Raw genomic sequence first — 23,146 nt, forward strand, 5'->3', positions numbered from 1 at the left:
CATCACTTCCATCCAATAATAAAGCCTGCAGAGAAAATGGAATTATTTCTCTGCAGGCTTTATATAAAAACTAGAAGCATTTGTATCATAATCAGATTAATTATTTGTATCATTTTTAAAATACATATTCTGAAAATCATACCGCTTCTCCCAATTCCATTCACTCTTCTATTTGCTCCTAACACGGTTTTACCCTGTTTCGATTATCATTGCATCCTTTCAATTTCAACAAGGACACTAACGTTTACAAATACTATAAGCTATTATTTTTCATCAGAAATTAAACCAATAAATGCACGAACTTCTTCACTTATTTCCTTATAACGCGTCCAATGCAGATAATGATGCCCCTCCAAGGTAACAATTTTACTGGCAGAGAAATCCGTTACCTGTGTTTCAAAAAAAGTCAGCATATTTTTACCATCCGCGGTTTCCTGATCTTCTTTTGGAGTAAAGAGTAAAACAGGCATATTCGCCGGAAATGTCATCTCTGCCGTTTTCTCAATATTATTGGCTATTTCATTGGCTTCGGCAACAACATTTTTGTTATTTATTTTCCAAGCCGAAATAGCCTTGGTCATTTTTAAATTATCTTCAGAATATGTACCGTCGGCAGCAAGCGGCAGGAAGTCTTCAGAGCTAATATATGTTGCTAACCTTGCCAATCCGGAAGGTGCTAAATAGCTCATATATCCAGGCATTGCTGGGGCAGCTTCATCAAAGTACGCTAACGCCTCTGGTAAAGTCGGGTCGATGCCTATGACAGCTTTGACCTCTTCTGGATACACATTAGCAAAATACATGCCGTATATTCCTGAAACGGAATGGGGCATCAATATATATGGACCATGGATATCCGATTGCTTTAGAGCGGTTCTTAATTCTTCAACAATATTTTCCACTGTTCGTTCTTTTTCGGTTAATTCACTCCAGCCATAACCAAATCCCTCGACCACGACTACTTTATTTTCCTTTGCTAATTCATTTAACAACGGTTCAAAATCTAAGGCTGGAGCGGCGGTTCCTAGTCCACTCATTAAAACAATCGTATTATCTCCTTCCCCTTTTATATAAATATGCATATCCTTCCCATCCACTTCAACAAATTCTCCGATTGGCGGATACGTTTTTTGCCCAAATGCAGTCATGATATTATTAAAAAGAAACCACATGACAAACGCAGCAACGGTAATCAATAATATATTCCTTAAAATCCTCCAAAGTCTAACTTTCCTTTTCGTTTTCATCATTATTTCCTTTGGCCTTCTTTCTTTTTAATTCTATCTTACCGTGCCAACGAACGTTTAAGAATGAACCTGAGGAATATTTATGGATAGGCCTTGAGGCTTATCGGATATCGCTGCCTAGTTACTGCAAATATATTTCTATGTAATCCTTTTTTAGGCACTAAAAAACCACTATAGTAAGGGGCCCTTACTATAGTGGTCAGCTTTTTTTATAACCTGAAAAAGCTTCTTGTTTCTTCTCTAACTTCTCTTCAATTTGGGAAATTCTTTTTTCATCGTTTAATAATTCTTGTCTGTTTAAATCGACAAGCTGTTCAAAATTTAATGTTTTTGGTCTCAATTTATATCCTCCTCTCTTCCTATACCTTTATTATAACTTATAATCGTTTGTATAAATCAAAATTGTTTGAACATTTATTGAATTTTTTATAGTTTTTATAAGAAGGGTTAATAGATTATATTATGTTTTTTTATTCATTAAAAAAAGGCAGGATATTGGTGAAACCATAGATGCAAAAATTCTCACCCAGTCGCTAAGAGAATAATATTGTTTAAAATTTATATCCCTGGCCTTTAATACGAATTTTTAAGTAATTCATTTATATTTATGTAAAGATATATTTACATAATTACAAGTTCATGTTATAAATTATGTAAAGGTATATTTACATTTTATAAAGGTGGCGAGCGAATGCCTGTACAAAACAACATCAAAGAAATAAGAAAACAAAGAGGCATTAAGCAATTGAAATTAGCAGAGGATTTACAAGTATCGCGGCAAACGATGACGGCAATTGAAAAAAATAAATACAATCCAAGCTTAGAACTCGCTCTAAAAATTGTTAAGTACTTTGAACTTCCGATTGAAGAAATTTTCATTTTAAAGGAGGACGACAAATCATGAATAAGCATTTACAACCTTGGGTTTGGACGGTCGTTGGGAGCATTGGTTTTATTACTTCGCTGCTCGTGAAGACCATTATCTATTTATTTACTGGTCAATTTGATTTCTCCGGGCTTCTCGGATTGCTTGCCGGATTATTTATTATAATCATCATCAATATAATCATTGTTAAAACGAAAAAAGATAAAACGCCTTCGATAGACGAAAGAACCCTGAATAACATTAAAAAATTCTATGCTATTTCCCCGCATATTTATTTAGGAATCATCATTATAGGTCTCATTATTCTTTCCATAAAGGGAATGGAAGTGATTTCAATCACTTATCTGTGGGCAGCAGTTATGTTGTATTTGGTGTTAAGTGGAATTGGGTCACTCGTAATCCATTTAAAATAAGTGAAAGCTTTTCTAAAAACAAAAACAGGATAACATTTTTATCATTCTTACATGTTATCCTGTTTCTTTATTTTATATTTTTTCCTGTAAAATCAACTAAATCAGGCTGATAAATCAGCTTTGAGCGCGCTTCTCCAACATAGCCTTCCCAAATGGCAAATTCCTTTTCAAACTTTTCTCCGATTGCGGGGAACTTTTCCTCATCATAATCGAGCTCTTTATACTCTTTCCATACCCTCTGACCGTTTTCTAAAATCGGACTCATTTTATGAACTTCTTTTATTCCTGCAGCTTTATGTTCTCCATAATGCATGGAGGTGTTGGTTCCATAATCCGTTCCAAGCATCAACACATAGCCTTTGTTACGATATATATAAGCAAGCGGAGATTTATCTCCCAATCCATTATCTAATGAGTGATTACTTGCGATTTCACCCCTGTTCTTTCCCCATACAGAAAAAGAGAGTGCAGGATGATAACTGCGCCTAACATTGGGGTATGTTCGGAATGCCTCTGGTATAGTCCCCATTCCAAAGGTCGGTGTTACATCGGGATCAAACGGCGGTAATTCCTTCATTACTTCAGGAATCCATTCTTCTGGAATTGCCGGATTACTCCACTCTCTTGGATCCGATATGTCACCACTATGAGCTGGCATGATAATCGTCCCTTTTGAAGTTATCACGTCCTGTAAAGCATGAATAATAGCTACTGGGCCACCACAGACCCATCCTAATGATCTCATGGAGGAATGGACGATTACCGTCATTCCTTCATATAAGCCCAGCTTTCTGAAGTCATTCGCAAGCGAGCTGCGCGTTTGCGGTGCATTGGATTGTTGGATTAATTCTTCCTGACTCATAATGAAAAACTCCTTTGTATATGAGAGAAATCACAGTAATAGACGGACATGATTTCATATGATTCCATTCTTTCTGATATTTTTCTGTCCATATGTATTATCGATTATTTCATCAAACTAGAAAATATTAATACTTTTTCGCAGCGATGACCATGCAAATAAAGACCGTACAAATGGTTAATGCTGTCAGAATATAGAGCACGTCTAATGCAGATAGTGTTAAGAGATTAAACTGCAGAATAATCATTAGGATCATAAAATAAACTAATAAGGCGAAATAAGCATACTCCAGCCCCTTTTGCCTTATTAACTTCATTCGTTCATCTTTTTGTTTGAATTGCGGATAAAGATAACTCATGCCAAAAGCCATAATACCTAATGATGGCATGATATAGGTGGAAGTTGGCGGAAATGCATTTGCCATCACCGCTGCAAATACAATAAAACCAAACATACCTGCCTGAAAAAAACCTAAAATTAAAAATAGCCCCCGGCTTGCATCTTTATTCACGATATCCCTCCTGCTCATTTATTTTTTATAATCTTCTTCCTCTAAAATAAAAACATTCTCTACATTAGTTTGAAAAAGTTCGGCAATAATCATGGCTAAAGGAAGTGATGGGTTGTATTTTCCCTTTTCAATTGAAATAACGGTTTGTCTTGAAACGCCAAGCAGCTCAGCAAGTTTTTCCTGAGAATAATCAAATTTTCGTCTGAATTCCACCATATTATTTTTCAATCGATTTCAGCCCCTTCATGATTAATGCTAAAGTAAAGGACACTTGACGTCAAGTGTCCTTTACCTTACTTATTTAACGTGTCCGTCCGAATGATGCAGTCTAACGGACATGTAAATTATTTATAAAATCATAACTAACAGCCGCTATATTTCGCACGCTTTTTGTAGTTTGGAAATTTTGATACAATAACCCCAGAAAGCAGGTTTTGACAATTCCATAATCGAATGACCTAACAAAGGAAAAAGGGGGATCTTATTGGCAGGCTTATTAGAAAACATATCTCAATTATCTGGAGCAATCCTCTTGATATGCGCCGTTTATTATTATTTTCATTTTAAAAAAATCAAAAAGGAAAGAAAATTAACAGCCATGGAGCGAACCGTTTATGTCCTGACTCAAATTGCGATTTTCCTATGGATGGGCAGTAATTTAATTCTGTTTCTAGATCGAATTTATTAAAGGGCGGTAATGGCCTTTATTATGCCATACCGCCCTTCAATGGAATGAAAATCTATAGTCTTTAAATAACGATGGAGATAACTAAGCTCAAAAACAAAATGGCTACTTAAACAATCTGGTTTAAAACATTAAAAACATACTTACAATGTAGTAATAATCGGTCCTTCCTTCGTCAGAATAATCGTATGCTCATATTGCGCTACAAAGCTTTCATCCGTCAGGAAAGTCCACCCGTCATCCGATTGGTAAACTTCCTCTTCCAGTGTAGAGATAAACGGTTCAAAAGCAATGACCATACCGTCTTTTAAAATTTCATCATCCCAGCGAGAGTAGTAATTGAAAATATGGTCCGGTGCTTCATGAATAGATCGGCCAACGCCATGCCCCGTAAGGTTTGTTATAACAGTTAAATCATTTTGCTTGGCTGCATTGTGCACCGCTTTTCCAAGACCGCTTTTTTTCGCACCCGGCTTTGCCTTTTTCAGACCAGCATCAAATGCTTCTTTAGCAACGTCACATATTTTCTGCAGGATTTCCTCTCCATTTCCGACTACAAAGGAAATTCCAGTATCGGCAAAATAACCGTTTTTCGAGCCTGACACATCAATATTAACAAGGTCGCCTTCCTGAATAATCCGTTTCCCCGGAATACCGTGGGCTACTTCTTCATTTACGCTGATGCATGTATATCCAGGGAAATCATATTCTCCTTTTGGTGCAGATTGTGCTCCTTCTTTTTCAAACATCTCGCCTGCTATTTCATCCAGCTCTTTCGTTGTGATTCCAGGTTTTGTATATCGGACTAATTCATTTCGAATGGCTCCACAAATTTTACCGATTTCTTTTAGACCTTGAAAGTCTTCTTCTGTCTTTGCAATCATTGTGTATCCTCACTTTTTAAGTATTTTATAATTTATATTTCATTTTGATTTTATCATAAACAGTATGGATTTTTCTTCAACTAAAAATTCTTTGTAAAAAATAAACAATCAAAAGGGCTATCTTTTTTATTCTTATAATGGCGTATCATACAGCCAGTTATATATAATAAATGCTACTCTAACTATTTTTAGAATTTGACGGATTGTATCGCCATGATTTTATTAAAAATAAGAGGACTTTCGTACATAAATGCATTACGAAAATCCTCTCCTATACATATTTAATTATAATGGTCTCGGCGTATTAACTTCCTCATCAAAATTTATTTTTAACAGCTGCCCTGCATGCACCAAGCCGGAACCGAAGCCGTACAGAAGCGCTTTATCTCCATTCTGCACTTTTCCATTCCGAACACCAAGGTCCAGTGCCAAAGGAATGGTTGCTGCTGAAGTGTTCCCAAATTTCTCAAGGCTATAAAGTGTTTTTTCGATCGGGTGTCCTATTTTTTCACAAATCGGTTCAATCAATCTCAGGTTGGCACTATGCGGAATAAACCAATCTACCTCATCTAAGCCGGCTTCCGTTTTCTCTAAAAGCTGTTCAATGCTTTTCGGCACCTTCCTTACTACCCATTTAAAAACTTCTCTCCCGTTTTGGACAAGATATTTTGTGTCAATTAGCTCTACATCATTCACCTTGTTAGCTAAGCTGGTTTGATATACATGCTGTGCGCCGCTACCATCGCTGCCCAAATGGAAGCCGATAAAATCTTCTGCGTCCTCATCTTTTTCCACTAACACTGCACTGGCAGCATCACCGAATAAAATACAGGTGCTTCTGTCGGTATAATCCGTTACTTTTGAGAGCGTTTCTGCTCCAATCACAAGCACCTTCTTATGAAGGCCGGAACGAATTAAACTATTCGCCGTATGCAGACCATAGACAAACCCCGCACACGCTGCACCTAAGTCAATGGCCCCTGCCTGCTTGATTTTCAGCCGATTCTGTATAATGCTTGCAACAGACGGGTAAGGAAAATCCGGCGTGCTGGTTGCTACAATAATCATATCGACATCTTCCACTGTTTTATTATATCTTCGCATTAAATCTTCCACAGCAGCTACACATAAATCACTCGTAAATTCATCTGAACGCGCTATTCTTCGTTCGTGAATTCCAGTTCTCTGTACAATCCAATCATTTGTTGTCTCCACCATTTCTTCCAGATCGAAATTCGTTAATTTCTTCTCAGGTACATAGCTTCCGATCGCAGTCATTCTTGTTCCAATCATCGAATCCCTCCAAAATAATTAGAAGTTAGTATTATTATCTGGTACTAATTATAACATAAAACGAAACATCAGTCAGTGGGAGTTTTTCGGACGGTTCTACGTAATAAAAAATATATGATAGGTTCTGTAAAATATAATGCATGGTATTTATCATTCTATATCAAATCATTCCAATCCATATTTCTCAGTGTAACATGGTGAGCCTCTACTTCTCTCATCTATGCTGCCAGATGGCGTAAATCCAATAAAAGTAACATCGCATAATTGAAGGCACTTCTTCCAACGACTTTTTTATTTTACTTAGATAAACTGCCTAAACACATTCTTTCCAATCATTATAGCAATATTCGCTATTCTTCCCTCATTTTCAACAAAAATGTCAGATTATGCGCTTTCCCGGGAAATATTCCATGTCATTAACGATAATATTTTTAGCAATGCAGAATATGAAGCCAATACCTTCATTAATTATAAAACGAAAAACTTCACGCAGCAGGAGTTTTAGACACACAAAAGTTCTTCTTCGGGGTAGGTAATCGCAATGGTTTCAGTGGGCGAGTAATCGCAGGCCCAGTCTCAAGGCGTGGCGAACTTAGTCTGTTTCCTTTCTCCCACTGAGTTATCTTGAGTAATTCAGGAAGTTAGCTCACCAGATTTCCCGCCTAAATAAATTCATTTCACGCATTATTTTAATGTCTCCAGACTGCCGATATTCTAGAAGTCCGTTATGTTTTATCATTGTTTCGGTATTCGTAGGATTTCACTTTAATATCTAATGATTGATATAATCCTTTTCACAAAGCTTTAAACAACTTTCTTCAGCATATCAATCGACATTAGTTTTTTATAAAATTTTTAACTAAAAGTCTAAAAAAATATTTATTTAAATATTATGAATAATGTAAATTATAATTATAAAAGGCAAACAAATTTTATAATAGACAAATGGAAAGAGTCCTGCACAAATCCAAATTTGAAACATCACTTTTGAATAAATTCTATTCATCATTTCCATTTGCTTTTGTCTCTTTATTGAAAAACAAACGTCAAGGGGTCCCCTTGACGCTGTTTCAAACTCTATTTTTCATAACACTTTAACAAACTGCTAAAAAAAACCTTAAAGAGATAAAATAACACACAGTTCAAAATACCCTTACGCAAGCTCAATCAAATACCTGCTGGATAATTCATTTCATTTTCCCTCTGGCCAGTTTTACCTCGATTCACGGACTGTCCGCTCTTCTCTTTCATCCCGCTGCATATGACTTTGCTCTTCAGCAGGGGAATTGCCATTCTTCATAAAGAAGCTGATTACAACCCCAATCAGAGAGAGTATTGTAATGACCATAAAGGCTGTATTAACACCATGGATCATTGGATAAGATATATCCGGATTATGCTCTGCAGACATTTCCGTTGTTGTCATTATGGTAATGACAATTGCTGTTCCAACAGAGGCTGAAACCTGACGCATCGTATTCGTCATCGCCGTACCATGTGGAATCAAGTCTCTAGGCAGCTGATTTAAACCGGCAGTTGTTACAGGCATCATGACCATAGACAGACCGAACATCCGGATCGCATACAGAATCGTAATCATTAACATTGATGTGGACGGTCCCAGATTGGTAAATGCAAATGTAGAGATGGTAATAATGATAAGGCCGGTTACTGCGAGCCACCTCGCACCGAAACGGTCAAATATTTTACCCGTGATGGGAGACATCATTCCATTCACTAAAGCGCCGGGAAGAAGCGCAATTCCTGCTTCCATCGCAGTAAAACCGCGTGCATTCTGCATATAAAGCGGAACTAACGTTTCCGTGCCAATCAATCCCATAAATGCAATCATGGGAATAATCGTTGATAAAGTAAAAATAGGATTTTTAAATACCCTAAACTCCAGCATAGGCGTCTCCATACGTAATTGCCTGATAATGAAACATACTAGCGCTACCGTTCCGACAATCAGGGTAGTAATCGTAATGGGACTTGCCCAGCCATTGTTTCCTGCACTTGTAAATCCATATAGAAATCCGCCAAAACCGAAAGATGACAAGATAATCGATAACATATCCAATTTCGGATACGTTAATTCCGTAACATTTTTCATCACTTTAGCTGCAAATACAATAACGATAATTGCTATAGGCAGAATAAGAAGAAATACGGCGCGCCAGGAGTAATTCGTGATAATCCATCCGGACAATGCAGGACCAATCGCTGGAGCAAAAGAGATTACCAGCCCTACCAATCCCATCGCTACGCCGCGGTTCCTGACAGGAAAAAGTAGTAAAAACACAGTCTGCATCAGCGGCATGATTACGCCTGCACCGCTGGATTGAATGATCCTTCCTAAAAGCAGCATACCAAAGTTCGGAGCCATGGCAGAAAAAGCGGTTCCGACAGCAAACACGGTCATCGCAGTAATAAACAGCTGCCTAGCCGTGAAACGTGCCATTAAAAATGCCGTGACTGGTATCATAACGCCATTGACGAGCATAAAAACCGTCGTCAGCCATTGTCCGGTATTGGCACTTACATCCATTTCGTCCATGATTGGCGGGATGGCAGTAATCATCGTCGTCTGGTTTAAAATTGATATGAACCCACCTGTAAGAAGTACGATAATGATAGGTGTTTTATTAAATGATTGCACTTTTCTATGACACCCTCCTTCATATAACAAATTACAATAGTGACCATGTTACAGGAATGATTTCGTTTTGTCGACGATTGTGCTTTACATTTCCCCGCCATAGCAAGGTAAGAAATTAAAGCAGAGAACAACAAATTTAATGCGCTTTGGTTAAGAAAAGATGTATTTAAAGGATGGCATGATTTCAATCTAAACCCGCCATATTAATAAAGGAAGCTCCCGCTTGCTATCTCCCCTTCAAGTAAACAAGGCAGTTTTTCTTTTCCTTTCAGCCAATCGTTGAACGAAAGGAAATAGGGATCACCATTTCCTCCAATCCCCGCCATTACACCCCGGTCTTTAGGGCAATAGACCACCGTATGAAGTGTTCCAAAGTATTCTTTATAATCCTTGAAAAATAATGGCGATTCTTCATCGTTAAATATATGATACGCAGAAATTGGAGTAACATTTTTCTTTTCCAAGGCTTCCAAATAATTTTTACGGTGCAGCGAACCTTGAATGAATGCTCTATTTTTTTCACTTAGCTGCTTAGATTCAAAATGATTCGTACATATCAGCGGTGTCCTTTTATAAACAATCTGTTGCTCAGGTGATACTTCCACAACAGCATTATTTCCTTCTCTATCCATGATGGAAAAGTTCACGCAATACTGGTGGGGAACTTGTTTGATAAGTGAAATTGCTTCATAAATGTCAGCACATTGCTCCAAGACCATTCGGCATATCGTCGTTGCCAAAAAGCCTTTTTGACTGACCTTTTCATTTACTAAATGCAGCCCAATCACAAGCCCCTTTTCATTCATGCCATCCAGTCTGCCAGTAATCTGCTGACTGAACCCGATGCTTGCATAGCTGTTATCCGGATTGAGCAGAACCAGTCGAGCATCATATAATGCATCACTAAAATCATAATTTCTCACATACAAAGAGTCATTGGCCAGTGTGGTACAGCCCATGGAAGGCATTTGTATATTGTACCCTCCAAACAGCTGCATTGCTGTATCTACATGAATGTTCATCCCTGCAGCCAGCCCCTCTATCTCGTTCAAAAGACTTGGCGAAACTTTCTCTATTTGTTTTCTTGCTTCCAGCATGTTTCCATTCGTCTGTAATTCCGTTTGCTGTTTCCATTTTGCATTCGATTTCAGCGCAATGCCCTGTTTCCTGCCGATTTCATACATCTTCCCTTTTAGTTCCATGACTTCCACCTGCAGTTTTTTTCTATGCTTCATTGCTTCGCCCCTATATAACTGACAGGCATAATGATGTCGGCTGTTTCCATCTGGTCACCGCGATACCATTCCAGAATAGAACCAGCAGGAGTCCAGCTGTTTGTCACGCAATAATCCATTAAGCTGCGATAAGCTCTTTCAATTTTTGAAAAGTCTTCATTAAAAGGAAGACCGACACAGAAGCTGCCCCGCATTTTTTCTGAAAAAGCATCTGGAAAGAGTGCTGTATTTATTTCTCGGGATACACCGAAGCCAATCTCTGCTTTGACTTGATTTCTGTTTCCGGATATATACCGTAAATACATGTTGTTAATCGGAATATAGTGCTGTTTCATCTGTTCTCTTCTGAAAACAAACTCCCGGCTAAACTGTCCCGCAGCGGATTCTGCCTCAAACCAAATGACTTTCTCTCCCGTTTTTTCAAACATATAAATCTCTTCTTTCTCATTATCACTTTCTAAATAGCGAAGACTGACTTCCAGCTGTCTCTGATTTTCTTTTATGGTTTGAATCCATTTCTTCTTCATCTGCTTCCGGCTGTTTTCGTTCGCTTCTAAATAAAGCTGAATATCACGGATAGGAACCTTAGCTGCCCGCAAGCTTGCAATCAGCTTGGCGAGAGGAATTTGATCTTCGGCATACATGCGGTAGTTACTGCTCTCCTCCCTTACTGATTTCAGAAGATGCTTTTCTTCATAAAAACGAAGGGTGCTTTTTGGTATTCCAGTCTGTATTGAAAAGACCTGTATCGTCATCAATATGTTTTCCTCCAATTCCCTTTCTTAACTATAAGCATAACCCTTTAAGTAACTTGAATGTCAAGAAGTACTTTGCGGACTGTTACTTCAAAAATGCCATTTAAATTCATTCAATCATTAAGTTTTTGAAGCCCTTAATGATTGAATTGTCTTCACGAAATGAATCATCTGTTCCCGCCAAAAAAATCAAAAAACACTGAAGCAGCTGCATTTCAGTGTTTTCTTAACTAGATTTTGATTAGAACGTTATGTTTCTTAAACTTACTCGCTTTCCGAACTAATTTTCAAAAGGTTATCATACTATACATCAACAGCTCCATCCTTCATATAGAGCTAGCAAAAATTAATGAATTTTCAAGTAAGTCCAACTGAACATACCACTAAAATACTTCCAGCTGATTCATAAAATCCATTACATCAGAAGAAACCCAATAATCTTTGATTTTACCCTTTTCAATACGGAATATGTCCGTTCCATCAAAGGAAACAAGCTTTCCTTTCTCTGCTTTTGCTCCCTCCATATTACCATTATAAATGCCTTCAAAATTCCAGCGGGCGGAAACATAGTTTCCTTCTTCAATGGGCTGAACCACTAGGGACATGTTTACATTTTCAAAATAGTATTTAGCAGATTCAACAACATCCTTTAATGCTTTTATCCCTTTTGCGCTGCCCGAATCTTTGCCATCTGTTCTTGCTTGATGTACTGTGCAATTCTCATCAGTAATGTCATGCAGAATAGATATGTCTTCATTCCAGGCATTCATCCATGCTTGATAAATTTCTTTTCCATTCATATTATAAACTCCTCTCTTGATTAATAGGATTCCATTAATAACATGATACGTTAGTAATTTCCCGATTAACTTCCTATTCTTTTTTAGTATCTGCTTATTTTGCAGATTGAAACAATGCAAACTTATACTCCCCGAACCTTTTTCCACTTTCTAATCTTCGTCCGGAATGTCTTAAACGGCGCCACTGTATTAATATGGATCCATTTCCAAATCGCCCAGCTGGAAGGAGTCGTCGTCGCCCATTGTCTGCCACCCTGCTCAAATAACTCTTTATCCTGATAGCTTTCTACCAACTGAATGACCCGGTCAACATCTTGATGAAACTTCTCAATCAGATTTCCCAATGAATCATCTGCATACGTATCATAGAAGCTTTGATAAAGGCCGCCGAGATTATTCCATTTATAATCCGGCGTTGGCGTGATAGCATCTTCCCCATTTTGATTGGCCTGCTCCCAAAATAAGATTAAATTCATCCATCCCAGCTGATAAGCAATCATTTGTGCCGGCGTTCTGTCTACATCATCTACAGAGACATCTTTATCTGAATGATTCACTGAATCAAATTCACTAATAAATAAATTGGCTCTCTTAGTGATTTCATCAATTAGAGCTTGTTTACTCTCGTATCCCTGCATGTCATCCATCCTTTCTGATATGTAAATTGTTTTATTTTTAATTCTTTGCCAGAGACGGATGCTTTCTTTTCCTTGCAAAATATAAAAATATCAATTGACCTATCAGAACAAGTACAAAAAATCCGCCTAAAACCATAAATGCAAGAAATCTTAATTCAGGAGTCTGTACCACCCCTGCTCCGTCAACATCTCGAACGCCGATAGCAACAGATGCTGCTATAAAAAATAGTATCCAAACGATACTTGTTGTCCACCAAATTTTCATCATATGTATCACCTATTTGTTTTCCTGTAAAATAGTTGTAGACAAAGCGGGAGCAGCCGATTGTCTTATGAATGAAGGTGATTTGTTTTTTGTTCGGATAGATACGAAAACGAAATGCTTTTTTTACTTTCATGGCTTCTTACCTCCTCCTGTCTATTATATCAGAAGAACGATGATTTTGGAACATTTGTTCGATTTAATATTGAACAATCGAAACACTCAAAAGCAATCTTTTGTGCATAGGAGATTCATCTCTCCATTACCTCTACGCGCTTGAAGAGGGAGTTTTCTCTCCTTTTTTTGATAAAAATAGCATGTAATCTCCCAATCCAGATTCGTGTTAACTTACTTCATTCCGCTTCAGATGCAGATCGATATACATTATCGCCGCGTCTGCTCCGAACTTCCTTCCAGGCACTGATTGCGTCTTGCAGTGATTTTCCCTTATTCGCCGAATCATCAAAATAAGCAAGAATAAACGTATTATATTCAAATTGTCCGGAAATCGTTGTACGCTTTCCTTTCTTTTTATCTTCTTCTAATTTATAATAATGATCTACTACGTCTTGATATGTTTTTCCAGCATTGGCTTTGAGATAATTCTGCAAGGCTACAGAGAAATGAAACTTCGGGCCAATCACACGTTTAAAAAATTCTCTATGCTCCTGCGTGCATTTAAAATTGGATTCAATCACCGTTTCCAAGCTCATCGAATCTGCCTTTTTCCGTTTTTCTGGATATGCAGGTGCTTTTTTAGACTTGGCAGCTTGTGATAGCTCCCCTGTTTTTAAATAATGGATGATACGTTCTGCAATTTCTGTTTTAGCTCCTGAAGTTTGCATTCCTTTCTTTCTGCAAAAATCCTGCAATTCCACCTTCAACCAATAGAAATCTAAAAAATCTTCTACCGAAATGTTCTCATCCAAATAAGGACGAGTCTCTTTGTTCTGTCTGTTCATTTTTTCGCTCCCCCCTGACGTGCAGCTTCATCTCAGATAACCGCCGTTATTGATATCAAAAGTAGCTCCTGTATAATGTTTCGACTTATCCGATAACAAGAACACTACTGTTTCAGCAACATCCTTAGCAGTTACTGGTGTATCAACTAATTCGCTATGTAAATATTCTTCTTTTCTCCACGAAGGGATGACTTCCATCATCGAGGTGTCCACCATCGTCGGCGCAACAGCGTTTACCCGGATGTATGGAGAAAAATTCATGGCACAGCTTTTCGTCAGCCCCAGAATTGCTGCTTTTGAAGCACCATAGATTGCATCCGAGCTCCCTTCCATCCCTGCAACGGAGGACATATTGACAATCACGCCAGGTTGCTTTGCTTGAAGCAGCTTTTCACCAAACAGCTGCGAGAAATAAATGCCTCCCTTTACATTCACATCTAATACCTTGTTTATTTCATCCTCTTGATAATCTGCAATATTTTTTGCTAAGTAGATACCCGCATTATTCACTAATCCGTCTAACTCGGGATGTTCTGTTTCCAGATAATGAAAGAATGCAGAAACTGCTTTATAGCTGCTGATATCTAATGCATATGTAAATAATTTGTCGCGATGATCTATCCTCTGTTTTAAATCATCCAGTCCTTCTTGATTCCTATCACACGCTATAACAGCCGCGCCTTCCTCTATACACTGCCGGACCACTTCCTTCCCTATTCCAGCAGCTGCACCAGTGACGATAATTTCTCTATTTTGAAGCACCATTAAAATCTCCTTTATTTCCTTTTATTATATATCCATTTCCTCAAACTCTTTCATGCAAATCTATCGCGACGAAATAGCTCTATTCTTATGACCGATATACAAAAATATTCGATTAGATACAATCAGCAGAAACCCAAGAATAATATAAACAAATAAAAAAGCGGCAATAAAGCCTGCAACATTTGAATAACTTCCCACGCCTGCCGGAATCTCACCATTGGGGTTTAAAAAGAAATAGGGGTAAAACCCGTCCATTAATCCTCTCAAGCTTGAAATAACACAATAAATAACCGGATAAATCATCCAATAAAAAATATATTGATAGCTGTATCTTTTCTTCGTCTCCAAAAGAAGCCAATTGATAAAGACGGCTATCGGAATAAAATAATGCAGCGTCACATTCGTGATGGTGCGGATGCCAGTATATTCACCCCCGCTGGCAAGAAGAAAATGATAGGTAGAAATGCAGACAAACATATATATAACGGAAGCATTTTTGAAAAAATCCAAGAATGGACTCTGATTTTTACGATTTAAAATGGCGAGGCTGCTGCACAGAAAGGTTATCGCGACCATTAAATTCGCTTGAAACGTAAATTTCGTTATTGATACCAAAGGGTCCGGAGAGTAGGCAACGTGTAAAATAACACTGATAAAACCTGTAAGCCCAATTAACAGATGAAAACCCAGCTTTAACCTGAATGGTCTTTCAATTACATTTCCCATATAAATACCCCTATTTTATTTTCGATACAAAATAGCGCAGCATAATTAAGGCTGCTCTGTTAGCTGATTTGCAGCTGCTCCTATTATAGAATTCTACATATTTACTATAACTCCTGCTCTTATAGTTGAATTTAAACAGTTTATTAATGCAGAAATGATCTCCAAATTAACTTTCCCCTTCCCTGCTTCACATTACATCCGTCACCCATCTCAGCACGCCTCTAAATGACCAAAAGAGAATCCGAATCGGAAGAATGATAACTTCCGGAATCCAAAAAAGAATATCAAAAAACAAATCGGTCTTTGTATAATCTCCTTTCCCCTTTTTGCTTTTCCTTGTTTTCGATTTCTTCTTTTCCCACCAGTCACTCATTATGCTATTCCTCTCCTTTCTTATTATCTTTCTTTACGGATTACAGCCGGGAAATGTTTCAATTATTCAACAATTTATAGAGGAAATGCTTTCTTGTTAAATAGATTTGTAAACTTCTCATGTTTTCCCTTGCAATTCTTATTGAATGAAATAAAATAATTAACAAGAGATAAAATTAAGTTACACATGCCGGAGGGATAAAATGAGTACGCTACAACAGATGGATCATTCCAGTCTGCAACATCTTCATGAAAAAACAAAGAAAGAATTGGATGCAATCAAGAAAGAAAATCTATCTTTAAATATGGCGAGAGGAAAGCCAAGCGCTGAGCAGCTGCAATTGTCATTGGAATTGTTAGACAGCGTTACTTCTAAAAATATTGGGGATAACTTTTTTGTTTTAAATTATGGGATGGTAGATGGTCTGCCAGAAGCAAAAGCATTATTTAAAGATCTATTAGAAGTAGATACAGAGGAGATTTTAATCGGAGGTAATGCCAGCCTGAATATCATGCATGATTTGATTTCAAAAGCATTGATTAAAGGCGTTATTGATAGCGAAACTCCTTGGGGTAAAGAAGATGCAATTAAATTTATATGCCCTGTCCCTGGCTATGACAGGCATTTTACGATTTGTGAACAATACGATATCGAAATGATTTCGGTAGAGATGCTGAATGACGGTCCGGATATGGATAAGGTGGAAGAGCTTGTACGCAACGATGCGTCCATCAAAGGAATGTGGAGTGTTCCGAAATATAGTAATCCCGAGGGTATTACATATAGTGATGAGGTCGTGGAACGTTTAGCTAAAATGGAAACAAAAGCAAAGGATTTTAAAATTTTCTGGGATAATGCGTATGCCATTCATGATCTGACGGATCATCCTCCAAAATTAAAAAATATATTGGAAGCATGTAAGAAACATGGAAACCCAAACAGAGTATTTATGTTTGCATCTACTTCCAAAATGACTTTCCCGGGCTCTGGTGTTGCAGTCGTAGCAGCAAGCAGGGAAAATATCAGCTTTATTAAAGAGCAGTTAAGTGTGCAGACAATTGGTCCTGATAAAGTAAACCAGCTGCGCCATGTCCGCTTTTTTGAAAACTATAGTAATCTCCTGGAACACATGAAAAAGCATGCGGAAATTATGAAGCCTAAATTTGATGCCGTAATAGAAATACTTCATTCCAAACTGGATTCCTATGGCATTGCAACATGGGCAGAACCGGATGGAGGCTATTTTATCAGCTTAGACACGATGGACGGCTGTGCTTCTGAAGTAATCCATCTTGCCAAAGAGGCTGGAGTCACCTTAACTGGAGCCGGAGCAGCCTTTCCATATGGGAAAGATCCTCGTGACAGAAACATTCGTATTGCGCCATCATTCCCATCGTTAGAAGAAGTGGAAAAAGCAATCGACGTGTTATGTACATGCATTATTCTTGTAAGCACGAAAAAATTATTATAAAAGATAAAACATGCCATTTGCCGGGTTAGCAGGCAAGTGGCATGTTTTATATAGTAGAATTCTATTCCACTCTAAACCGAACCACTGCTTCCAACAGCCTCTTCGCATAAGCACTCTGCACATTTGCCAGATTTTTTGTCTCTATCTGCTCAACGATTTTTCCTTCATTTAAAAACATCACTTGATTACATAGATAAGCAACGGTTTGCAAGTCATGTGCGATAAATAGACACGTCATATCCATTTCTTTTTTTAACGTATCGAGTAAATCTAGGATTTGTGCTTGAACAGAAACATCCAGCGAGCTGACTGCTTCATCCAGAACCAAAAATTTTGGCTTCGTACTAATTGCCCTGGCGATACACACCCGCTGTAACTGGCCGCCGCTTAACTCATGCGGATAACGTTTTGCTAACTCCTTAGACAGACCGACTTTCTCCATTAAACTTTCCGCTGTTTCCTGTATCGGATGATTCCGGCTGAAAGCCTTCAAGGGTTCCATGATAATATCTTTTATCTGGAAAGCAGGATTGGCTGAGGACGTATAGTCCTGAAAAACAACACTCATCTGCCCTCTCTTTTCCTTCCTCCACGCTGCTGGATTTTCCCCCTCCAGCAACAGATTGCCGCTGTCTGCTTTTTCCAAGCCTAATATCAATCTGCTTAATGTACTTTTCCCACTGCCGCTTTCCCCGACTAAGGCAGCCCAGTCTCCCGCATGAATCTGAAAGGATACGTCCGCTAAGACGGATAACCTTTCTTTTCTGAAGCCTTTTCCTGCTTTCGGATATGTTTTATAGACCTTCTTTACTTCAAGCATGATAGGAATCCTTTCTCATCGATTGTTCAAACGCACGGGTCAGTTTGATTCTTGTATCCACCAAGTATTTTGTATATTCATTTTGTGGATGCTGAAATACATCTTCTGTCCTGCCATATTCCACTTGTTTCCCGTCTTTCATCACAAGCACATCTTCCGTCAGCTGTTGGATAACGCCGAGATCGTGAGAAATAAAAATAAAGGTAGTCCCCGATTGAGCCTGGAGATGCTGAAATGTTGCAATGACTTCTTTTTGGGTAATAGCGTCCAGCGCAGTGGTTGGTTCATCCGCAATAATAATATCAGGCTGTACGGCTGCTGCAATGGCAATCATACATCGCTGGAGCATCCCGCCTGACAATTGATGCGGATATTTCTTCAGCACCTGTGCAGCTTCCTTTATCCCCACTCTTTCTAATTCTCTCAAGGATACTTGTTTTGCCTCTGTCCTGGAAATTATCAAATTCTCACATAGCGTTTCCTGCATCTGCTTTCCAATGGTATCTAACGAATCAAAGGCGGACATGGCATCTTGCAGAATCATGCTGATATGCCGGGCTCTTATATCTCGAATTGATTTTGTCTTCATCCTCAGCATATCCGCACCTTCAAAATAGGCTGCACCGGAAACGGTTATCCAGGGCGCTATAAGCCCCAGCATCCCCTTCACCGTCATTGACTTGCCGCTGCCGCTTTCCCCGACAATGCCCAAACTGCGGCCGCGTTCCAATTTAAAAGATATATCTTCAACGATAACCTCGTTTGATTGTGTATCTTGTATCGATAAATTTTTCACTTCCAGCATAACCAAGCAATCACCTCATTCTTTTACCGCGCTTTCCACGCTTAACATTAAAGGCATCCTGCAGACTGTCCCCAAGAAAATTAAATGCCGCTACCACAACAAGAATTGCTATTCCCGGAGCAAGCATTAATTCCGGATAGATGGTCATCACGTTCTTCGCTTCGTTTAACATCATTCCCCATTCAGGCGTCGGTGCCTGCACTCCCAGCCCGAGGAAGGATAAAGCGGAAATCATTAAAATCACCGAACCTGCATCAAGTGTGGCCAGGACCGAAATCTCGCCTACCGTATTGGGCATGATATGCTTTTTGAAAATATGCCATCTGCTGAAGCCGGAGACTCGGGCAAATTGAATATAGTTTTTATCGGCGTATTTGATGATAATTGAACGGACCATACGTGTATACCATGCCCATTTTGCAATAATACTGGCGATCACGATATTGGTAAGCCCTGGTCCCATCATTCCGATAATGGCTAGAATCATTACTTCACTTGGAAAGGACATAAAGACATCGCAAATCCTCATAATGATCTCGTCGATTTTCCCGCGAAACAGCCCGGCGATTCCTCCAATCAATGTTCCAATCACAATCGTGACAATCATGGTTATAAAGGCAATGAAAACTGTCGTGCGAATCCCGTATAACAGCCTGGAAAAAATACATCTCCCCAGCTGATCCGTACCAAGCGGATAGGTTGTACTTATTCCCGCCAGTTTTTCTTTTACATTGACATCAATTGGACTATGCGGCGCTAGCCATGGCGCGAAAATTCCTGCCAGTACCACAAGGGTTAAGAAAATGATACAAATCATGGCGGAACGATCTCTCATCAATTTATTTAAACCCCCCATGATTATACCTCTTTTCTCATTCTTGGATCGAATATGGCAGTAACAATATCTACCAGTAAGTTACAGATGACAAATAAAACCGCCATCAGAAAGACATACGCTTGGATAACGGGATAATCATAATTGAATATCGCTGTCACACTCAGCCTGCCTATCCCCGGCCAGGCAAAGATATTCTCGACAATGACAGTGCCTGCAATTAATTTGGGAATCGACATGCCCAGTGCTGTAATAGCAGACTGAAGAGAGTTTTTGAAAATACGCTTTAAAATAATACCCTCTTTCATCCCGCGGGCTTTTGCATAAAGTACAAAATTCTCGTTTTTGTTTTGCACCATATTATTTCGAATCAATCTCACATAGGTGGAAATATAAGCAAAAGCTAACGTTACTGCCGGCAGAATAACAGATGTCCAAGAGCTCATCCCGCTTGTCGGCAGCAGATTTAATTTAATCGAGAAAAACCATATCAGCAAAAGCCCGATCCAATAACCGGGCATGGCCTCTGCAATAAAGACAAAGCCTCTAATGGTCCGATCAATGATGCTTCCTTCATAAATCGTACATAGAATGGAGGCAGAGACGCTGATAAAAACAATCATTACGAAGGCAACCAACGCAAGCATCAGCGTAGCTGGCAATGCCTGCCCGATTTCTTCGATCACCGGTTTATTATTAACAAAGCTGTTTCCGAAGTCACCTTTGATACTGCTGGTCACCCATGTAATATATCTTTCAAAAAATGGTTTATCGAGGCCCAGCTCCTCGCGCATCTCTGCAACAGCTGTTTCTGTCGGTGTGATTTCATTTACCCGCAGCGCGACTTCCGCCGGATCACTTTCGCTCAGATTAATGAGAATAAACGCCAAAAAGGATATTCCTATTAATAAGGGAATGATGCTTATGATTCTTTTCGTAATATAACGCTTCATTTACTCCACCTACATTCTTACATTAAAGAACCAAAAAAGCGGACCTTCATCCGCTTTTTTAATTTACTCTGTATCAAAATACATGTTTTCAAATGGAACTTCATATTGAGAGACATTAAACGTGACACCCTGCAGTTCTGGTCGATGGACTGCTTTTGTACGTGAGTATGTGAGCGGGATGTATACTGCTTCATCATGGATATACGATAACACTTCCGCATACATCGCTTCTCTATTCTCCTCATCATGCTCAATCATCAAATCGGTAATTGTTTCGTCCAGCCACGCTTTCTTGTCCAGCCCTGTCTGCGCCTGATAATCGCCATGCGCCGGGATTCTCCAGGAGGACAGGTAAGATTGCGGGTCATAAGGCGTTCCCCATGACAAGGAATATTGCAAATCAAATTCTCCTGATTTTTGTCTGTCTAAAAACGCCTGCTTCTGCTCTCCAGTGATATGCAGCTCCACACCTATCTCCCGCAAATCAGACTGAATATATTCACTGATCGTCTTTTCCTGTGCATTATCCGAATTATAATACAGGTTAAGCTCTAATTTCTCGCCATCTTTATAACGATATCCATCATCACTATTCAACTCCCAGCCGGCATCATCGAGCAGATTATTAGCTTTATCCGGATCATATTTCCTTTCCTCCAGTCCAAGGTCGCTGTAAGGAACTGTCGATGCAAGCAAGGTCGGCGCAACAGATTCTGATCCATTTAAGATACCATCCGCAATCGATTGTTTATCAACCGCATATTGCAGCGCTTCTCTTACCTCGATTTCGCCAGTGATGGGACGATTGGAGTTCAATAAAATCGCTCTGGAAGCGACCGGCTCACTCATTTCGGTTACGTACTCTCCCTGCTCTTCCAGCGCGGAGAAAGAGTCCAGGTCAATCATATCTCCATCGGATCCAAAAATCAGATCGACCTCTCCTTTTTCAAGGGCAAGCAGAATGGTCTGATGATCCGGCATCACCTTCCATCTTACTGCATTCACTTTAGGCTGTTCTCCCCAATATTCTTCGTTGGCAGTGAACACAGCCTCCTGATTCTCTTTATGTTCTGATAAAACCCACGGCCCTGTTCCCGAATAACCGCTGATGCCATCCTTTGTCGTTCCATCCACAAAGTCATTGGGAGATAAAAAACGAAACGGGCGGGTAAGTCCCAATTCCGTTAACGTCGGATAATACGGATGCTTTAACACAAGCTTATACGTAAATTCATCCACTACCACATTTTCGTCAATCAAATTGACTAAATCCAGCCAAGCATGACGTTCTTCATTATCCATGATGGCATCCATATTCTGTTTTACCGCCTCTGCGTTGAACTTTTCTCCGTCAGAAAAGGTAACATCCTCTCTTAAATGAAAGGTATATTCCAGCCCATCCTCTGAGATATCCCAGCTCTCCGCCAGCCAAGGCTCTACACCGTCTTCCGTATTCTTGACCAGTGATTCAAACACCATATTCTGGGCTGCCATTTCCCCGCTGTATAAATGCGGATTAATATCGCGGATATCCTTCGAGCTGGCATATACGATTTCATCTTTAGCTGCTTTATCATTTTCCGAATTGCTGCAGCTTGCCAATAAAAACAAAAACAATACGGAAAGCAGCCCTATATTTATTTTTCTCATTTTATTACTCCTATTATTCTTGGTGTCATGCCTGATGAAGCAGCTCACGCAAAAGGAATACTATAAGACCTTATCCATATGCAGTGTTTTCCAGACTGGATCTGACTCAGCCAGTCTTTCTTCAAAGCCCAGCGCTTTCCAGAAGGGAATACCGCCAGGCAGAAATGGATGAGAATGCAGATAAACCTTCTCGTATCCTGCTGTTTGAATCGACTTTAAAGCCGTTTGATAGAGGGCAGTGCCAATTCCTAAACGTCTATATGCCGGATCTATATAGCATCTTACCAATTCCGTGGTCTTCGTTTGCGCGTAAAATTGCTGCAGCTCGTCAAATCGATTGTCATAGGGCAAATAACCAATTGTACCAAGCACATTGCCCGCTTCACTTAAAGCTGCAAATAACGCCGCATCCCTTCTATCTATATAATGTGCATAAAAATGAAGCATATCCGGCGGTAATTGCTGATGATCCAACATCGGAAATACTTCTTTTCGAATCGTTGCCATAAAATCCACTACCTGCGCAGCGTCCTTTTGTTCAACCTGTTTCACACGATATTTTACAGGTGTTTGTATAGACATTTCCTATCAGCGTCTCCTTGCTCTGATTGATTCCTTCATGTTGTTCTCTCTTCATAGCTGCAGGCAACATCAAC

The 23,146-nt window shown here is 39.2% G+C and carries 28 protein-coding genes; 4 read left to right on the forward strand and 24 right to left on the reverse strand.

Features of this window, described 5'->3' with window-relative positions; translation table 11 throughout:
* Nucleotides 1-263: 263 nt before the first annotated feature.
* Entirely contained in the window at nt 264-1,250 is a 987-nt protein-coding gene (locus ACFO3P_RS16370; protein WP_379542522.1) for an alpha/beta fold hydrolase, read from the reverse strand.
* A 196-nt stretch (nt 1,251-1,446) separates the two neighbouring features.
* A complete protein-coding gene (locus tag ACFO3P_RS16375) occupies nt 1,447-1,587 on the reverse strand; it encodes an FbpB family small basic protein (protein WP_289585226.1) in 141 nt (46 codons plus the stop codon).
* Between the two features lie 351 nt (nt 1,588-1,938).
* On the opposite strand from ACFO3P_RS16375, the gene ACFO3P_RS16380 reads away from it, so the two are divergent.
* Both ACFO3P_RS16380 and ACFO3P_RS16385 read left to right on the forward strand, forming a co-directional pair.
* Nucleotides 1,939-2,151, forward strand: a complete 213-nt coding sequence (locus ACFO3P_RS16380; RefSeq protein WP_193064559.1) for a helix-turn-helix transcriptional regulator — start codon at nt 1,939-1,941, stop codon at nt 2,149-2,151.
* A complete protein-coding gene (locus ACFO3P_RS16385; RefSeq protein WP_193064558.1) occupies nt 2,148-2,546 on the forward strand; it encodes a hypothetical protein in 399 nt (132 codons plus the stop codon). The genes ACFO3P_RS16380 and ACFO3P_RS16385 overlap by 4 nt, the downstream gene beginning before the upstream one ends.
* A gap of 67 nt (nt 2,547-2,613) precedes the next feature.
* On the opposite strand, the gene ACFO3P_RS16390 is transcribed toward ACFO3P_RS16385, so the two are convergent.
* The 3 genes from ACFO3P_RS16390 to ACFO3P_RS16400 form a co-directional block, all read right to left on the reverse strand.
* Entirely contained in the window at nt 2,614-3,408 is a 795-nt protein-coding gene (locus ACFO3P_RS16390; RefSeq protein WP_289585227.1) for an AAC(3) family N-acetyltransferase, read from the reverse strand.
* A 127-nt stretch (nt 3,409-3,535) separates the two neighbouring features.
* Nucleotides 3,536-3,919, reverse strand: coding sequence for a permease (locus tag ACFO3P_RS16395; protein ID WP_354005229.1), 384 nt, complete (start codon nt 3,917-3,919; stop codon nt 3,536-3,538).
* 18 nt (nt 3,920-3,937) lie between these two features.
* Nucleotides 3,938-4,147 (reverse strand): helix-turn-helix transcriptional regulator, encoded by a 210-nt coding sequence (locus tag ACFO3P_RS16400; protein ID WP_193064555.1) that lies wholly within the window; start codon nt 4,145-4,147, stop codon nt 3,938-3,940.
* Nucleotides 4,148-4,403: 256 nt separating this feature from the next.
* On the opposite strand from ACFO3P_RS16400, the gene ACFO3P_RS16405 reads away from it, so the two are divergent.
* Nucleotides 4,404-4,607, forward strand: coding sequence for a hypothetical protein (locus tag ACFO3P_RS16405; protein WP_193064554.1), 204 nt, complete (start codon nt 4,404-4,406; stop codon nt 4,605-4,607).
* Nucleotides 4,608-4,747: 140 nt separating this feature from the next.
* Here ACFO3P_RS16405 and map read toward each other — a convergent pair whose 3' ends face one another.
* The 13 genes from map to ACFO3P_RS16470 all read right to left on the reverse strand — a co-directional run bounded on the left by map (nt 4,748) and on the right by ACFO3P_RS16470 (nt 15,956).
* Nucleotides 4,748-5,488, reverse strand: a complete 741-nt coding sequence (map, locus tag ACFO3P_RS16410) for a type I methionyl aminopeptidase (RefSeq protein WP_193064553.1) — start codon at nt 5,486-5,488, stop codon at nt 4,748-4,750.
* A 285-nt stretch (nt 5,489-5,773) separates the two neighbouring features.
* Nucleotides 5,774-6,781 (reverse strand): ketoacyl-ACP synthase III, encoded by a 1,008-nt coding sequence (locus tag ACFO3P_RS16415; protein WP_193064552.1) that lies wholly within the window; start codon nt 6,779-6,781, stop codon nt 5,774-5,776.
* A 1,213-nt stretch (nt 6,782-7,994) separates the two neighbouring features.
* Complete coding sequence (locus tag ACFO3P_RS16420; protein WP_193064551.1) at nt 7,995-9,440, reverse strand: MDR family MFS transporter; 1,446 nt, start codon at nt 9,438-9,440, stop codon at nt 7,995-7,997.
* 203 nt (nt 9,441-9,643) lie between these two features.
* Nucleotides 9,644-10,675, reverse strand: coding sequence for a C45 family autoproteolytic acyltransferase/hydolase (locus tag ACFO3P_RS16425; RefSeq protein ID WP_193064550.1), 1,032 nt, complete (start codon nt 10,673-10,675; stop codon nt 9,644-9,646).
* On the reverse strand, nt 10,672-11,430 hold the full coding sequence (locus tag ACFO3P_RS16430) for a MerR family transcriptional regulator (RefSeq protein WP_042533514.1): 759 nt from the start codon (nt 11,428-11,430) through the stop codon (nt 10,672-10,674). Before ACFO3P_RS16430 ends, ACFO3P_RS16425 begins: the two co-directional genes overlap by 4 nt.
* 383 nt (nt 11,431-11,813) lie before the next feature.
* Nucleotides 11,814-12,230 (reverse strand): ester cyclase, encoded by a 417-nt coding sequence (locus ACFO3P_RS16435; RefSeq protein ID WP_193064549.1) that lies wholly within the window; start codon nt 12,228-12,230, stop codon nt 11,814-11,816.
* 122 nt (nt 12,231-12,352) lie between these two features.
* Nucleotides 12,353-12,868, reverse strand: coding sequence for a ClbS/DfsB family four-helix bundle protein (locus tag ACFO3P_RS16440; RefSeq protein WP_042533512.1), 516 nt, complete (start codon nt 12,866-12,868; stop codon nt 12,353-12,355).
* Between the two features lie 37 nt (nt 12,869-12,905).
* Nucleotides 12,906-13,133, reverse strand: coding sequence for a DUF3923 family protein (locus tag ACFO3P_RS16445; RefSeq protein WP_246529046.1), 228 nt, complete (start codon nt 13,131-13,133; stop codon nt 12,906-12,908).
* A complete protein-coding gene (locus ACFO3P_RS16450) occupies nt 13,051-13,266 on the reverse strand; it encodes a helix-turn-helix domain-containing protein (RefSeq protein ID WP_226895044.1) in 216 nt (71 codons plus the stop codon). Before ACFO3P_RS16450 ends, ACFO3P_RS16445 begins: the two co-directional genes overlap by 83 nt.
* A gap of 217 nt (nt 13,267-13,483) precedes the next feature.
* The gene (locus ACFO3P_RS16455) at nt 13,484-14,092 is read right to left on the reverse strand and encodes a DUF6434 domain-containing protein (protein ID WP_289585228.1); all 609 of its coding nucleotides are present in this window, start codon (nt 14,090-14,092) and stop codon (nt 13,484-13,486) included.
* Nucleotides 14,093-14,119: 27 nt separating this feature from the next.
* On the reverse strand, nt 14,120-14,854 hold the full coding sequence (locus tag ACFO3P_RS16460; protein ID WP_084613039.1) for an SDR family NAD(P)-dependent oxidoreductase: 735 nt from the start codon (nt 14,852-14,854) through the stop codon (nt 14,120-14,122).
* A 63-nt stretch (nt 14,855-14,917) separates the two neighbouring features.
* The gene (locus ACFO3P_RS16465) at nt 14,918-15,583 is read right to left on the reverse strand and encodes a Pr6Pr family membrane protein (protein WP_193064546.1); all 666 of its coding nucleotides are present in this window, start codon (nt 15,581-15,583) and stop codon (nt 14,918-14,920) included.
* 187 nt (nt 15,584-15,770) lie between these two features.
* A complete protein-coding gene (locus ACFO3P_RS16470; protein WP_042533507.1) occupies nt 15,771-15,956 on the reverse strand; it encodes a hypothetical protein in 186 nt (61 codons plus the stop codon).
* A 202-nt stretch (nt 15,957-16,158) separates the two neighbouring features.
* Here ACFO3P_RS16470 and ACFO3P_RS16475 point away from each other — a divergent pair, with 202 nt between their 5' ends.
* The gene (locus ACFO3P_RS16475; protein WP_289585229.1) at nt 16,159-17,427 is read left to right on the forward strand and encodes an aspartate aminotransferase type Ic; all 1,269 of its coding nucleotides are present in this window, start codon (nt 16,159-16,161) and stop codon (nt 17,425-17,427) included.
* A 61-nt stretch (nt 17,428-17,488) separates the two neighbouring features.
* Here the strand turns inward: ACFO3P_RS16475 and ACFO3P_RS16480 are convergent, their stop codons facing one another.
* The 6 genes from ACFO3P_RS16480 to ACFO3P_RS16505 all read right to left on the reverse strand — a co-directional run bounded on the left by ACFO3P_RS16480 (nt 17,489) and on the right by ACFO3P_RS16505 (nt 23,072).
* Complete coding sequence (locus tag ACFO3P_RS16480) at nt 17,489-18,247, reverse strand: ABC transporter ATP-binding protein (protein WP_289585230.1); 759 nt, start codon at nt 18,245-18,247, stop codon at nt 17,489-17,491.
* A complete protein-coding gene (locus ACFO3P_RS16485; RefSeq protein WP_289585231.1) occupies nt 18,240-19,052 on the reverse strand; it encodes an ABC transporter ATP-binding protein in 813 nt (270 codons plus the stop codon). The genes ACFO3P_RS16480 and ACFO3P_RS16485 overlap by 8 nt, the downstream gene beginning before the upstream one ends.
* A gap of 10 nt (nt 19,053-19,062) precedes the next feature.
* Nucleotides 19,063-19,908, reverse strand: a complete 846-nt coding sequence (opp1C, locus tag ACFO3P_RS16490) for a nickel/cobalt ABC transporter permease (protein ID WP_042533501.1) — start codon at nt 19,906-19,908, stop codon at nt 19,063-19,065.
* A gap of 2 nt (nt 19,909-19,910) precedes the next feature.
* Complete coding sequence (opp1B, locus tag ACFO3P_RS16495) at nt 19,911-20,840, reverse strand: nickel/cobalt ABC transporter permease (protein ID WP_042533498.1); 930 nt, start codon at nt 20,838-20,840, stop codon at nt 19,911-19,913.
* Between the two features lie 63 nt (nt 20,841-20,903).
* The gene (nikA, locus tag ACFO3P_RS16500; protein WP_289585232.1) at nt 20,904-22,490 is read right to left on the reverse strand and encodes a nickel ABC transporter substrate-binding protein; all 1,587 of its coding nucleotides are present in this window, start codon (nt 22,488-22,490) and stop codon (nt 20,904-20,906) included.
* A gap of 60 nt (nt 22,491-22,550) precedes the next feature.
* Nucleotides 22,551-23,072, reverse strand: coding sequence for a GNAT family N-acetyltransferase (locus ACFO3P_RS16505; RefSeq protein WP_212929355.1), 522 nt, complete (start codon nt 23,070-23,072; stop codon nt 22,551-22,553).
* Between the last annotated feature and the right edge of the window lie 74 nt (nt 23,073-23,146).

The sequence above is a fragment of the Oceanobacillus aidingensis genome (assembly GCF_042654105.1).
GTDB lineage: Bacteria > Bacillota > Bacilli > Bacillales > Amphibacillaceae > Oceanobacillus > Oceanobacillus oncorhynchi.